Source organism: Natronospira sp. (genome assembly GCF_007134575.1).
In the GTDB taxonomy this organism is placed as follows: Bacteria; Pseudomonadota; Gammaproteobacteria; order Natronospirales; family Natronospiraceae; genus Natronospira; species Natronospira elongata.
The window spans coordinates 1-13,457 of record NZ_SLKM01000048.1 but is presented as its reverse complement, the minus strand read 5'-3'; the positions used below and the strand labels follow the sequence as shown (position 1 = coordinate 13,457).

The 13,457-nt window shown below is 62.8% G+C and carries 13 protein-coding genes; all 13 read left to right on the top strand.

Going from position 1 to position 13,457, the window contains the following annotated elements; genetic code table 11:
* Positions 1-1,376 (top strand): serine hydrolase (locus ACJWXQ_RS01865; RefSeq protein WP_406672034.1); only part of this gene is annotated, 1,376 nt, incomplete at its 5' end.
* 119 nt (positions 1,377-1,495) lie between these two features.
* A complete protein-coding gene (cutA, locus tag ACJWXQ_RS01860; protein WP_346052010.1) occupies positions 1,496-1,816 on the top strand; it encodes a divalent-cation tolerance protein CutA in 321 nt (106 codons plus the stop codon).
* Entirely contained in the window at positions 1,813-3,672 is a 1,860-nt protein-coding gene (dsbD, locus tag ACJWXQ_RS01855) for a protein-disulfide reductase DsbD (protein WP_346052011.1), read from the top strand. The genes cutA and dsbD overlap by 4 nt, the downstream gene beginning before the upstream one ends.
* Positions 3,669-4,235 carry a TlpA disulfide reductase family protein gene (locus ACJWXQ_RS01850; protein WP_346052012.1) on the top strand — a complete coding sequence of 189 codons (567 nt, stop codon included), beginning with the start codon at positions 3,669-3,671 and terminating at the stop codon, positions 4,233-4,235. Before dsbD ends, ACJWXQ_RS01850 begins: the two co-directional genes overlap by 4 nt.
* A 221-nt stretch (positions 4,236-4,456) precedes the next feature.
* Complete coding sequence (gene aroQ, locus ACJWXQ_RS01845) at positions 4,457-4,900, top strand: type II 3-dehydroquinate dehydratase (protein WP_346052013.1); 444 nt, start codon at positions 4,457-4,459, stop codon at positions 4,898-4,900.
* A gap of 22 nt (positions 4,901-4,922) precedes the next feature.
* Entirely contained in the window at positions 4,923-5,393 is a 471-nt protein-coding gene (accB, locus tag ACJWXQ_RS01840; RefSeq protein WP_346052014.1) for an acetyl-CoA carboxylase biotin carboxyl carrier protein, read from the top strand.
* 72 nt (positions 5,394-5,465) lie between these two features.
* A complete protein-coding gene (gene accC, locus ACJWXQ_RS01835; RefSeq protein WP_346052015.1) occupies positions 5,466-6,812 on the top strand; it encodes an acetyl-CoA carboxylase biotin carboxylase subunit in 1,347 nt (448 codons plus the stop codon).
* A gap of 13 nt (positions 6,813-6,825) precedes the next feature.
* Positions 6,826-7,707, top strand: a complete 882-nt coding sequence (prmA, locus tag ACJWXQ_RS01830) for a 50S ribosomal protein L11 methyltransferase (protein ID WP_346052016.1) — start codon at positions 6,826-6,828, stop codon at positions 7,705-7,707.
* Positions 7,708-7,753: 46 nt separating this feature from the next.
* Entirely contained in the window at positions 7,754-8,623 is an 870-nt protein-coding gene (locus ACJWXQ_RS01825) for a zinc-ribbon and DUF3426 domain-containing protein (RefSeq protein ID WP_406672033.1), read from the top strand.
* A gap of 82 nt (positions 8,624-8,705) precedes the next feature.
* Complete coding sequence (dusB, locus tag ACJWXQ_RS01820; protein WP_346052018.1) at positions 8,706-9,716, top strand: tRNA dihydrouridine synthase DusB; 1,011 nt, start codon at positions 8,706-8,708, stop codon at positions 9,714-9,716.
* Positions 9,713-10,060 carry a DNA-binding transcriptional regulator Fis gene (fis, locus tag ACJWXQ_RS01815; RefSeq protein ID WP_346052019.1) on the top strand — a complete coding sequence of 116 codons (348 nt, stop codon included), beginning with the start codon at positions 9,713-9,715 and terminating at the stop codon, positions 10,058-10,060. The genes dusB and fis overlap by 4 nt, the downstream gene beginning before the upstream one ends.
* Positions 10,061-10,171: 111 nt before the next feature.
* A complete protein-coding gene (gene purH / locus ACJWXQ_RS01810; protein WP_346052023.1) occupies positions 10,172-11,737 on the top strand; it encodes a bifunctional phosphoribosylaminoimidazolecarboxamide formyltransferase/IMP cyclohydrolase in 1,566 nt (521 codons plus the stop codon).
* A gap of 192 nt (positions 11,738-11,929) precedes the next feature.
* On the top strand, positions 11,930-13,219 hold the full coding sequence (gene purD, locus ACJWXQ_RS01805) for a phosphoribosylamine--glycine ligase (RefSeq protein ID WP_346052020.1): 1,290 nt from the start codon (positions 11,930-11,932) through the stop codon (positions 13,217-13,219).
* Positions 13,220-13,457: the final 238 nt, after the last annotated feature.

The following is a 13,457-nucleotide window of genomic DNA, read 5'->3' as shown; positions in this document are numbered from 1 at the left end:
TGTCCCTGGACGATCCGGTTAATCGCCTGCTGCCCGATGACTCCCGCCTCGACCGCCGCCTCCGCGAAGAGGTTGCCCTGTGGCAACTGGCCACCCATGTCAGCGGCCTGCCCAACACACCGGACGATCTCGACCCCAATGATCCTCTCCGGATGTTTGAAAGCTACACCCCGGAGCGGCTGAATGCCTTCCTGGAGCAACATCCGCTGGCCGGTGAACCCGGCAAGCACTTCGCCTATTCCAACCTCGGCTACGCGCTGCTCGGACAACTATTGGCGGAATATGCAGACAGTGATTTCGCCACACAGGTGGAAGAGGCGCTGTTGGCACCGCTGGCACTGGACGAGATTGCCGCCCGACCGCGGGACCGCATACTCGATCAGCTGACGCCCGGCCACGATTACGACCTCAACAGCGCCCCGTCCTGGGAGTTGTCGGCGTTCAAGCCCGCCGCCGGCCTCAAGGCCAGTGCCCGGGATCTGCTGCGCTGGGTCGAACTGAATCGTGATCCCAGCGGCCCGCTGGCCGATGCCCTGGCACTGATCACCCGGCCACAAATGAATCTGGGGGACCATGGTTATGGCATGGGCCTGGGTTGGCAGCTTTTTGAGGACGATAGCCGGCAAATTTTCTGGCACAGCGGGCGAACTGCCGGCTACTCAGCCTTCGCGGCCTTTGACCGTGATCAGGAGCGCTCCGTGGTGGTGCTGTCGAATACCGGCACCAACCTTGAATCCCTGGGCTTCGCCACCCTGGAAGGCAATGGCGAGGGACTCCCCCCATTGCGCGAGGGACAACCGCTGGACCGAGACCTCGGTGCCCTCTACGTCGGCCGTTATCAGATGGCACCGGGTTTCGTCGTGACAGTCCGCCAGCGTGACGCGGACCTGTTCATTCGGGCCCCCGGCCGTCCCCCGCTTCGACTGTATTCCATCAATGGTCAGCGTTTTTTCACCCGGGGGGTGGATTCCGAAGTCCACTTCCTGGCCGGGGAAGATGGCGCCGTCGATCAGCTACGCATTGAAACCCCCAATGGGGCGGTCCAGCTTGGTCACCGGATGCATCGCACCGAGAGCAAGGCTTCACGGGAAGTCGCCCAGCGGCCCGCCGCGGAACTTCAGCGCTACGCCGGCATCTACCGGATTGGCGCGGACGAGGATATTCACATCCAGGCAGATCGGGACCGGCTCCTACTGAGCAGTGGCGATGGACCCAGCCGCCCGCTTTACCCGGCACCGGACGGTCGTTTTTTCCACCGAAACCAGCCCCTGGAGCTGGTCTTCTCCGAAACCGATGACGGCCAGGCGGGCAAGCGCCTGATCCTGTTCCGCAACGGCCACCGACTGGAAGCGGAAGCGCTCGCGAATCAGGACTGAGACGCAGTCTCGCCCTGCTGGGGGCGGCCCTGGCACAGTTCAGCCTGGCGCGTTATCCTCCCCGCCTGCATATGGACCGCAATCCGTCTGCATCCATTACCAGCAATCGGGACCGACCCATGTCAGAGCATTGCGTCATTTTCTGTACCTGCCCGGACGAGGACAGCGGCCGTCGGATCGCCGGCGCGCTGGTGGCGGAAAAGCTGGCCGCCTGTGCCAACCTCATTCCCGGCCTGACCTCGATCTACGAATGGAAGGGAAAGGTGGAGACGGACCCAGAATGCCTGCTGGTGATCAAGACCGCCAAGGACCGGCGGGAGGCCTTGATCCAGAGGATTCCCGAACTCCACCCCTATGAAGTCCCGGAAGTCATTGCCCTTCCCATCGAGGCCGGGCTGAACAGCTACCTGGATTGGCTAAGCGCCGAAACCCGCCCATGAAAAAAGCCCGTCTCACACACAGCTGGCGGGCTCTGCTCACCGCCTTAACCCTGATCCTGCTCTCCACGGGCTCTGCATTCAGTCAGGGTCTGGATGTCCCCGGCATGTCCGGCGGCGATTTCCTGCATCCGGACGAAGCCTTCGTGATGGCGGTCCACTCCCCTGACGAATCCACCTTGCAGGTGGAGTGGACGGTGGCCGAGGAATACTACCTCTATCAGCACCGCTTCGATTTCACCACCCCGACCGAGGGGCTGAGCCTGGGCGAGCCGATCTATCCCGAGGCGGAACTGATTGAAGACGAGTTTTTCGGCGAAAGTCTGGTCCACCGTGGCCGAGCGGTCATTGAGATTCCGGTGGAGGGCGGGGAACCCGGCCAGGAAGTGATGCTCAATGTCCGCTTCCAGGGCTGCGCCGATGCCGGCCTCTGCTATCCGCCAATGGATCGGGACAGCCCGGTGGTTCTGGCATCCGGCGGTGCTGGCCAGGATGCTGAGCAGCCCTCGGTAGAAGCGCCGACGGGCGCCTCCGACCAGGACCGCCTGGCCGGTCTGGTGGCCGACGGCCACCCGGCCCTGATCGCGCTGATCTTCTTCGGCTTCGGCCTGCTTTTGAGCTTCACCCCCTGCGTGCTGCCCATGGTGCCCATTCTCTCGAGCCTGATTCTTGGCCAGGGTGAACGGGTCAGCACCCGAAGGGCCTTCGGCCTCTCCCTGACCTACGTGCTGGCCATGGCCCTGACCTACACCACCGCCGGGGTTGCCGCAGGCCTGCTGGGCCATAACCTGCAAGCCGCCCTCCAGCATCCGGCGGTACTGGTAACTTTTGCCCTGGTGTTCGGTCTGCTCGCCCTGTCCATGTTCGGCTTCTATCAGTTGCAGGTTCCCCAGAGCCTCCAGAACGCCCTCTCCCGGCTCTCCAGTCGACAGCAGGCGGGCAACTACACCGGCGTCGGCGCCATGGGCTTTCTCTCCGCCTTGATCGTCGGGCCCTGTGTGGCCGCACCGCTGGCCGGTGCCCTGCTGGTCATTGGCCAGACCGGTGACGCCGTGCGCGGTGGCCTGGCCCTGTTCTCCATGTCCATGGGCATGGGCATCCTGCTCCTGGTAGTGGGCACCTCCGCCGGGCGCCTGATGCCCCGCACCGGCCCGTGGATGAATGCCGTGAAAATCGTCTTCGGCTTCCTGCTGCTGGCCGTGGGCGTGTGGATGCTGGAGCGGATCCTGCCCGCCGCTGCCGGCCTGTTGCTGTGGTCCGCACTGCTGGTCATGGCGGGGGTCTATCTGGGCGCACTGGATAACCTCAATGCCGCCGCCGGCGGTTGGCGCCGCTTCCGCAAGGGTGCCGGCCTGTTGATCCTGGCCTGGGGCATGGTCCTGCTGCTTGCCGCCGCACTGGGCGGCAAAGACCCCTTGCGACCCATGCAAGGCAGCCTGCTGACAGAACTGGGATCGGGCAGCGGGACCACCGCCCCCGCCTTTGCCATGATTGGCAGCCAGCCGGAACTGTCCAGCAATCTGGATGAGGAACGCAATCGCCCGCTGATGCTGGAGTTCTATGCCGACTGGTGCGTGGACTGTGTCCGCATGGAACGGCGAACCTTCACCGATCCGGACGTCCGCGATCGGCTGGAGCGCTTCGACCTGCTGAAGGCGGATGTCACCGACTACACGCAAGACCACCGGGAACTGCTCGAAGCCCACGAACTCTTCGGCCCCCCGGCCATCCTGTTCTTTGATCACCGGGGAGAGGAAATCCGCTCCCTGCGCCTGGTGGGCTTCATGGCACCAGGCGAATTTGACCGCCACCTGGCTCGGGTCCAGGAAGACTTCCAGGCAAGGATGAATTCGCAATGAGAGATACTGCCCTTCCCCTCCTGATTGGCCTGATGATTGGTGCCGGCATCCTTGGTTTCGGCGCCTACCACTGGTTCACCGCCGGCAATAACGAGGCGCCGCCCGAGGCGCCGCCCGAGCGCGGCCTGGCAGAAGAGTTGCCCAGCTTCTCCATGCCTGATCCCGAAGGCAATGAACGCCATGTCGACGAGTGGGAAGGCGATATCCTGGTGATCAATTTCTGGGGGACCTGGTGTGCGCCCTGTCGGGAAGAGGTACCACTACTGGTGGAGCTGCAGGAGAACTATGCCGACCAGGGGGTTACCGTGCTGGGCATTGCCCTGGACGAGGCGGAGCCGGTCATCCGCTTCGCCGAGGACTACGGCATCAATTACCCCCTGATGGTGGGGGAAAATGAAACCCTGGAAGTACTCGAGGCCTTCGGCAGCAGCACTCTCGGCCTGCCCCATACTTTCGTGGTGGACCGGAACGGGAAGATCGTGAACTTCCATCTGGGCCTGATCGTGGACGAAGATGTTCCGCCCCTGCTCGCCCCGGCCCTGGAAGGGCAGAACGCCGAGTGAGTCGGCACACAAGCGGATTGTTGACATAACGGGGCGATATGCCCCGAATGTCGGCGAATTGTCAAAATTTCCCGCCCACACCGTGGACAAGCCGTCCACGATGATCCACAATTGCCCGTTATCGAACCTGCCCGGATACGGTGCCGATCAGCGCCGAAAAGGATGCCATCCGGCCTTGATCAGGGAATGAATCGGGAATTCTGGGTAATGGAGCGCGTGTCTTGGCGAGCATTCTGGTTGTCAATGGCCCCAATCTCGACCGCCTCGGGCAGCGTGAGCCGTCGCACTACGGCCACAGCACCCTGGCGGAGATCGAGTCCCGCCTGCGACAACTGGCTGAGGATCTCGGCCACCAGCTGGACAGCTTTCAGAGCAACGCCGAACACGCCCTGATCGAGCGGATTCATCGGGCGGCCGACGCACAGATCGATGGCCTGATCCTCAATCCCGCCGCCTTTACCCACAGCAGCATCGCCCTGCGAGATGCCGTCCTCGCCAGCGCGCTGCCGATGGTGGAAGTCCATCTCAGCAATCCCTTTGCCCGTGAATCGTTCCGGCAGGTTTCCTATTTCTCCGACATCGCCATCGGAAGCATTTCCGGTCTCGGCGCCTTGGGCTATGAATGTGCCCTGCGGGCGCTGGACCAGCGTTTCCGATCATCCTGAACACAAGACCCTGGGAGCACCAATGGATATCAGAAAGGTCAAGCGCCTGATCGAACTGCTCGAGGAATCGGGCATCTCCGAGATCGAAATCACCGAAGGCGAGGAATCGGTCCGCATCAGTCGCCACCAGCCCAATGCCCAACCGCAATACTATGCCGCGCCTCCCGCCCCGGCTCCGGCGCCGCAGGCTGCCCAGCAGAGTCCGGCGCCCGCGGATGACGGTGCTGCCGCTGATGACGCCGGCGATGACATTCCGGCCGGTCACAAGGTGGAATCACCCATGGTGGGCACTTTCTATCGGGCCCCTTCCCCCACTTCCAAGCCCTTTGTGGAAGTGGGGCAGCAGGTCAAGGAAGGCGACACCATCTGCATTGTCGAAGCAATGAAAATGATGAACCAGATCGAAGCCGACAAGTCCGGCACCATCAAGGCGATCCTGGTGGAAAACGGCGAGCCGGTGGAGTACGGGCAGCCGCTGTTCGTGATTGGCTGATTAACCGCAACTGGGGGTACGTCCTAAGAACGGCCCACGGCCTGACACAGACTAGCGACAGGAAAAGACTCCATGCTGGACAAGGTTCTCATTGCCAACCGCGGTGAAATCGCCCTGCGCGTACTGCGCGCTTGCCGCGAGTTGGGCATCGAAGCCGTGGCGGTACATTCCACGGCAGATAGCGATCAAAAACATGTGCTGCTGGCCGATGAATCGGTCTGCATTGGCCCGCCGTCCTCGGCGGAAAGCTACCTCAGCATGCCGGCCATCATCAGCGCGGCGGAAGTCACCGACGCCAAGGCCATCCATCCCGGCTACGGTTTCCTTTCCGAGAATGCCGATTTCGCCGAGCGGGTGGAAAAGAGCGGGTTCGTTTTCATCGGCCCCAAGGCGGAAACGATCCGCCTGATGGGCGACAAGGTATCCGCCATTGAAGCCATGAAGGAGGCGGGAGTGCCCACCGTTCCCGGTTCCGGCGGCGCCCTGGGTGATGATGATCGGGAAAACCTGCGCATTGCCGCCGAGATTGGTTACCCGGTCCTGATCAAGGCTGCCGGTGGCGGCGGCGGTCGTGGCATGCGGGTGGTGCATGAAGAGCAAGACCTCATCGAGGCCATCAACACCACCAAGAACGAAGCCAAGGCCGCTTTCAGCAACGACATGGTCTACATGGAGAAGTACCTGCAGCGACCACGGCACGTGGAATTCCAGGTACTGGCTGACGGCCAGGGCAACGCCATTCACCTGGGTGAGCGTGATTGCTCCATGCAACGGCGTCACCAGAAGGTCATCGAGGAAGCCCCGGCCCCCGGGATCAGCGAGGAAGAACGCCAGCGCATGGGTGATCGTTGCGTCCAGGCCTGCCTGGAAATTGGCTATCGCGGTGCCGGCACCTTCGAATTCCTCTATGAAGACGGCAACTTCTACTTCATTGAGATGAACACCCGGGTCCAGGTGGAGCATCCGGTGACCGAAATGGTGACCGGCGTGGACATCGTCAAGGAACAGCTGCTCATCGCTGGCGGTGAAAAGCTGTCCTACAAGCAGTCCGACATCAAGATCCAGGGCCATGCGGTGGAATGCCGGATCAATGCCGAGGACCCGAGAAGCTTCGCGCCTTCCCCCGGTCGCATCCTCAACTGGCATGCTCCCGGCGGCCCGGGCATCCGAGTGGATTCCCACATCTACAACGGCTACACCGTGCCGCCCTATTACGACTCCCTGATCGGCAAGCTGCTGGCCCATGGCGAGACCCGGGAATCGGCACTGCGCCGCATGCGCCAGGCCCTGACCGAGATCGTGGTGGAAGGCATTCGCACCAATGTGGCCCTGCACCAGGACCTGGTAACGGACAGCAACTTCCAGGCCGGCGGTACCGATATCCACTACCTGCACAAGAAGCTGGACAACCAGGCATGAGCCCCGCTGCTTCATGAACTGGCTCAAACTGATCGTCGGCACGGCGGAATTGCCGGCGGAACAGGTAGAGGAAATCCTGGAAGAGCTGGGTGCCCAGGCCGTCATGCTGGAAGACGCCGGCGACGAACCCCTGCTGGAACCCGGCGTGGGTGAAACCCCGCTCTGGCAGCAGACCCTGGTTTCGGGTCTGTTCCCCGCCGAGCGGGGTGGCCAGACACTGGGCGAGGCCCTGCTTGCGGCATGGCCCGGCAATGAACAGCCAAACTGGGAAGTCGAAGTGCTGGAGGACCGGGACTGGAGCCTGGTCTGGTCCCAGCATGCCCGGCCGCAGCGCATCCGTGATGATTTCTGGATCAGCCCCGGCGAACAGGAATCAGACATCCCCGATACCGCCACCGTGGTGCGCATCCCGCCCGGCCTGGCCTTTGGAACCGGCACCCATCCCACGACTGCCATGTGCCTGGCCTGGCTGGCCGATACCGTGGGTGACGGAGACCGGGTGATGGATTATGGCAGTGGCTCCGGGATTCTGGCGGTGAGTGCCGCCCGCCTGGGCGCGACGGAGATCATTGCCGTGGACAACGACCCGCAGGCACTTCAGGCCACGCTGGAAAATGCCCGCGCCAACGGCGTCGCCGACAGGCTCAGCGTTCATGATCCGGAAAGCTGTCCAGCGCTCAAGGTGGACCTGGTGGTAGCCAACATCCTGGCCAACCCGCTGATTGAGCTGGCACCGAGACTAGCGGGCCTGCTGCCGTCCGGCGGTCGGATCGCCCTGACCGGCATTCTGCAGGAACAGGCCGAGGACGTCGCCGCGGCCTATCGCCCAGACTTTCCCGACCTGGAATTCGAACGCCAGGAAGAATGGGTCCTGCTCCACGGCCGAAAAGCGTAGACTTGGACGACGAAGACCGCGATTCCCAGGAAGCTAAGGCCGGCTGATGTTCACCCAGTGCCCCCAATGTGGAAGTTATTTTCGGGTACGCACCGACCACCTTCGGGCGGCCGAGGGTGAAGTGCGCTGTTCACTGTGTACCACCACTTTCAATGCCCTCAGCCGCTTGCAGCATGACCTGCCGGATGGGGAAACCGAGGCCACGGAGAAACCGGCCCAGGCCACTGCCCCCGAAACCCAGGATCTGTTTGAAAGCAGCGGCAACGACCTTGAAACGGATACTCCGGCCCGTGACGACGCCGGCGACATCGAAGACAAGCAAGAGCCTGCCGTCGAGGAAACACTTCCCGACTGGATGGCGCCCGAGGAAAGCAGCCCTCAAGCCCCCGGTCGCCCACTGCTGTGGACCTTCGGCTGCGTAACGCTACTCCTGCTGCTGGGAATGCAGATGATCCACCTGGAACGGGACTACTGGAGTGAACACGGAATCCTTGGTGACCCCGTCTCCGCAGCCTATGAGGCCATCGGCCAGCCAGAGACGGTCCCCCGGGACCTGGCTGCCCTGGAGATCCATCGCGCCGACATCGCCGGCAGCAGCGACCGCCCGGGTGTGCTGCGACTCACCGCGGTGGTGGAGAACACCAGTGACGAAGCACAACCCTTGCCGGCGATCTATGTTCGCCTGGAGGACCACTGGGGAATGAGTCGCGGTCAGGGCTTCTTCCAGCCCGAGCAATGGGTCCATGGAACCGAGGTGGAAGACACCATCGCGGCTGGCGCGAGACTGGCTTTGCGGTTGGAACTGCTGGACCCGGGAGACGATGCGGTGGGCTTTCACCTGGAAGCCTGCTGGGAGGAAGACGGGGCCTATCTCTGTCGCCACCAGCGGGGCGGTGCCGCCAGCTATCGGCACTGACAGGGGCGCTCGAAAACGCTAGAATCCCCCCCTTCCCCTCACCGCAAGCCGGCATGACTGCATGCCCTGAGGACTTGACCCCATGCTGCGCATTGGCCCGGTCCAAATGCCCAACAATGTTGCGCTGGCGCCCATGGCGGGGGTCACCGACCGGCCCTTCCGTCAGCTCTGCAAACGGCTGGGGGCAGGCTTTGCGCCATCAGAGATGGTCACCGCCGACCCCAGCCTGCGTAGCAGCCGCAAGACTCGCCAGCGGATGAATCATGACGGCGAGGGGGCACCCATCATTGTCCAGATTGCCGGCGCCGATCCCGAGCAACTGGCCGAAGCGGCCCGCTTCAATGTGGACCAGGGTGCACAGATCATCGACATCAACATGGGCTGCCCGGCCAAGAAGGTCTGCAACCGCATGGCAGGCTCCGCCCTGCTGGCCGACGAAGCACTGGTGGGCCGAATTCTGGAAGCCGTGTCGACCGCCGTCTCGGTGCCGGTGACCCTGAAAACCCGCACAGGGCCAGCCCCATCCAATCGCAATGCCCTTCGCATTGCGCAGATTGCGGAGCAATCAGGGATTCAGGCACTGGCTCTGCATGGCCGCACGCGAGTGGATATGTATCGCGGAGAGGCGGAGTTCGAAACCGTTCGCGCGGTCAAGGCTGCGGTTTCGATTCCGATCATCGCCAATGGGGATATCGACTCTCCCGAGCGAGCTCAAGAAGTACTGGACTTTACTGGCGCAGACGGCATCATGATAGGTCGCGCTGCCCAGGGGCGCCCCTGGATCTTCCGCGAAATCGTGCACTATCTGGAAACGGGCAGAAAGCTGCCTCCGCCCGACACGGAAGAGATCCGCGCAATCATGCTGGAACATCTGGAAAACCTTTACCGGTTTTACGGTGAATTCACGGGTGTACGCATCGCACGCAAGCATTTGGGCTGGTATTCCAGAACCCGGCCCGACGGGGAAAGCTGGAGAAAGCAAGTGGTTCGTCTGTCATCGGCAAGGGAACAGCTGGCGCTGACTGAAGCCTGGCTGGCCGGTGGACACTGGCAATCCGCTGGTGAACAAGCAAGGGAGGTAGTCGCCGCATGAGCATTCGAGGACTGGCCGTCAAGGAAGCCCCGGATCATTCGATCGACGGGCTGACTGGCCATGGGGGCAACAGCGAAGGTAAAGCAGTGTTGAATGGTAGCCGGGAGAATAAATCAGCTCCCCTCTGTCAAGCGATTGATCAGGCTCTGGAACGCTATTTCCAGGACCTTGACGGGACCGCGCCCAACGATCTCTATGCCATGGTGATGCAGCAGGTGGAACAGCCGCTCTTGCGGCGTGTCCTCAGCTACACCGATGGCAACCAGTCGCGGGCTGCCGAGATACTGGGCATCAACCGGACGACTCTGCGCAAGAAGCTTCGAACCCACGGGCTGATCGACTGAATCGACGACAGCCGCAAGCCTGACCGCCAACCGACCCGCCCTGGCGTGGGTCCCGGTGGTTTGTGTCAATCACAGCGCCCGTCCCCGGGCCATCAGCAACAGACCATGAACATGCAAAGCATAAAGCGGGCACTCATTAGCGTTTCCGACAAGTCCGGCGTGGCCGATCTGGCCAGAACCCTGCACAGTCACGGTGTTGAACTGCTTTCCACTGGTGGCACTGCCGCCATGTTGCGCGAAGAAGGCCTGCCTGTGACCGATGTGGCCGAGGTCACCGGCTTTCCGGAAATCATGGGTGGCCGAGTCAAGACCCTGCATCCCAAGATCCACGGCGCCCTGCTCGGCCGACGGGATCAGGATGAAGCGGTGATGGCCGAGCACGGCATTGAAGCCATCGACCTGCTGGTGGTGAACCTCTATCCCTTCGAGCGAACCGTGGCCAAGCCCGACTGCAGCCTCGAAGAGGCCATCGAGAACATTGATATCGGCGGTCCGGCCATGATTCGCGCCGCCGCCAAGAACCATGATCGAGTAACCGTGGTAGTAAACCCCGGTGATTACGATGCCCTCAGCCGGGAGCTTGACGCGCAGCAGGGAACGGTCAGCGCCGAGACCCGATTCCGTCTGGCCATCCAGGCCTATGGCTACACCGCGCGTTATGACACCGCCGTGACGGCCGCACTTGAACGCTTTGAGCAGGGTGATCGCGCCCCGGTCTTTCCCAATCAGTACGCGGCAAGCTTTCGCAAGCGTGCCGATATGCGCTACGGCGAAAACCCCCACCAGGCCGCTGCTTTCTATGCCGACCTTCGCGCCCCGGCCGGCACCATCACCACGGCCGTGCAGCACCAGGGCAAACCCCTGTCCTACAACAATGTAGCCGATGCCGACGCTGCCCTTGAATGCGTCAAGAGCTTCGAGCAACCCGCCTGTGTCATCGTCAAGCATGGCAATCCCTGTGGCGTGGCCGAGGGTCAGGATCTGGTCGCGGCTTACGACGCCGCCTTCGCCACCGATTCCACCTCCGCCTTCGGCGGCATCATTGCCTTCAACCGGGAAGTGGACGGGCCCACCGCTCAGGCCATCGTTGACCGCCAGTTCCTGGAAGTCATCATTGCCCCCAGCTTCCAGGCCGATGCTCTTGAAGCCCTGTCCGGCAAGAAGAATGTCCGGGTAATGGCCTGCGGCCAATGGCCGGAAGCACCACTTCGCCAGCACGACTATCGCCGTGTGGCCGGCGGCCTGCTGGTCCAGGATCGTGATGTGGACATTGTCAGCCCGGATCAGCTTCAGTTCCCCACCCGTCGCCAGCCCGAGGCGGCTGAGCTTGAAAAGCTGATGTTCGCCTGGAAGGTGGCCCGCTTCGTCAAGTCCAATGCCATCGTCTACGCAGGCGAGGGACGCACCCTGGGCATTGGTGCCGGCCAGATGAGCCGGGTGGACAGTGCCCGAATCGCCGCCATCAAGGCCGAACAGGCCGGGCTGTCACTGACCGGCGCCGCCATGGCTTCTGATGCCTTCTTCCCCTTCCGCGACGGTATCGACGCCGCCGCAGAGCGCGGCGTCAAGGCAGTCATCCAGCCGGGCGGCTCCCGCCGTGACGATGAAGTCATCGCCGCAGCCGACGAGCACGGCATCGCCATGGTCTTCACCGGCATGCGGCATTTCCGGCATTGAGTTTTGAGCTACGAGCTTCGAGCAACGGACGGTGAGCAGGCACGGCTAGCTCGTGGCTCGTGGCTCGTGGCTCGTGGCTCGTGGCTCGTAGCTCGTAGCTCGTAGCTCGTAGCTCGTAGCTCGTAGCTCGTAGCCGGATGATAGAATCCGAAAACCGTGAATTAACCCCCAAGTTCTCCGAAGGCAAGAATCATGAAAATACTCGTCGTTGGTGGTGGTGGCCGGGAACATGCCCTGGCCTGGAAGCTGGCTCATTCCGCCGAGGTGGATCAGGTTTTCGTCGCACCGGGCAATGCCGGCACCGCAAGGGAACCCCGAATCAGCAATCTGCCACTGCAGGCGACCGATATCGACGGGCTGCTGGAGTTTGCCCTGCGCGAATCCATCGAGCTGACCGTCGTGGGTCCGGAAGCACCGCTGGTGGAAGGGATTGTTGATCGTTTCCGCGAGAATCATCTGCGCTGCTTTGGCCCCAACCGGGGCGCGGCCCAGCTGGAAGGCTCCAAGGCCTTTTCCAAGCGCTTCATGGCCCGCCACGGCATCCCCACCGCCGCCTACGACAGTTTCACCGACCCCAGGCAGGCCGAAGCCTGGATCCGTGAGCGTGGCGCCCCCATCGTGGTCAAGGCCGATGGCCTCGCCGCCGGCAAGGGCGTTGTGGTTGCCCAGACCGTGGAAGAAGCGGTTGCCGCCGTCCACGACATGCTGGAAGGCAATGCCTTTGGCGATGCAGGCCACCGGGTAGTGGTTGAAGAGTTTCTGGAAGGCGAGGAAGCCTCCTTCATCGTCATGGCCGACGGCGAACATATTCTGCCCCTGGCCACCTCCCAGGATCACAAGGCCCGGGACGATGGTGACACCGGCCCCAACACCGGTGGCATGGGTGCGGTCTCCCCGGCCCCCCTGGTGACGCCCGAAATCGAGCAGCGGATCATGGACGAGGTTATCCGCCCCACCGTGTCGGGCATGGCCCAGGACGGCAATCCCTATACCGGCTTTCTCTATGCCGGCCTGATGATTGCCTCGGATGGCAGCCCCAAGGTGCTGGAGTTCAATTGCCGCTTTGGCGATCCCGAGACCCAGCCCATTCTCATGCGTCTGCGCTCGGATCTGGCCAAACTGTGCCTGGAAGCCCTGGACCGTGACCTGGCCGATGTCGAGGCCCGTTGGGACGATCGCGCCGCCGTGGGCGTTGTCATGGCCGCGGGCGGTTATCCCGGCGAGTATCGCAAGGGCGATGTGATCAAGGGTCTACCCCAGCAGGAAGATGGAATGGAAAAGGTCTTCCATGCCGGCACCGCCGACAAGGACGGCCGAGTGGTTACCGCCGGTGGTCGCGTTCTCTGTGCCACCGCTCTGGGTGACACCATTGCCGATGCCCGCGACCGAGCCTATGCCCTGGCGGACAAGATTGAGTGGGATGATGTCTATTACCGCCGGGATATCGGGCATCGGGCGATTGCCCATGAGAGGCAGGGTTGAAGTGCTGAGTGCTGAGTGCTGAGTGCTGAGTGCTGAGTGCGAGAGGCTAGCTGCTGGTCGGCTGTGGGAGCGGCTTTAGCCGCGAATGGGGCTTCGATTTGCCCCTTATCGCGGCTAAAGCCGCTCCCACAGGGGATTGGCAGGGCCTTTCTTGCTCCTTGCTCCTTGCTCCTTGCTCCTTGCTCCTTGCTCCTTGCTCCTTGCTCCTTGCTCCTTGCTCCTTGCTCCTTGCTCCTTG

What these genes read in the sequence shown, in the direction of transcription:
- accC (WP_346052015.1), top strand. Translation starts at nt 5,466, where the DNA reads ATGCTGGACAAGGTTCTCATTGCCAACCGCGGTGAAATCGCCCTGCGC.
- cutA (WP_346052010.1), top strand. Translation starts at nt 1,496, where the DNA reads ATGTCAGAGCATTGCGTCATTTTCTGTACCTGCCCGGACGAGGACAGC.
- prmA (WP_346052016.1), top strand. Translation starts at nt 6,826, where the DNA reads ATGAACTGGCTCAAACTGATCGTCGGCACGGCGGAATTGCCGGCGGAA.
- dusB (WP_346052018.1), top strand. Translation starts at nt 8,706, where the DNA reads ATGCTGCGCATTGGCCCGGTCCAAATGCCCAACAATGTTGCGCTGGCG.
- purD (WP_346052020.1), top strand. Translation starts at nt 11,930, where the DNA reads ATGAAAATACTCGTCGTTGGTGGTGGTGGCCGGGAACATGCCCTGGCC.
- fis (WP_346052019.1), top strand. Translation starts at nt 9,713, where the DNA reads ATGAGCATTCGAGGACTGGCCGTCAAGGAAGCCCCGGATCATTCGATC.
- dsbD (WP_346052011.1), top strand. Translation starts at nt 1,813, where the DNA reads ATGAAAAAAGCCCGTCTCACACACAGCTGGCGGGCTCTGCTCACCGCC.
- ACJWXQ_RS01825 (WP_406672033.1), top strand. Translation starts at nt 7,754, where the DNA reads ATGTTCACCCAGTGCCCCCAATGTGGAAGTTATTTTCGGGTACGCACC.
- accB (WP_346052014.1), top strand. Translation starts at nt 4,923, where the DNA reads ATGGATATCAGAAAGGTCAAGCGCCTGATCGAACTGCTCGAGGAATCG.
- purH (WP_346052023.1), top strand. Translation starts at nt 10,172, where the DNA reads ATGCAAAGCATAAAGCGGGCACTCATTAGCGTTTCCGACAAGTCCGGC.
- ACJWXQ_RS01850 (WP_346052012.1), top strand. Translation starts at nt 3,669, where the DNA reads ATGAGAGATACTGCCCTTCCCCTCCTGATTGGCCTGATGATTGGTGCC.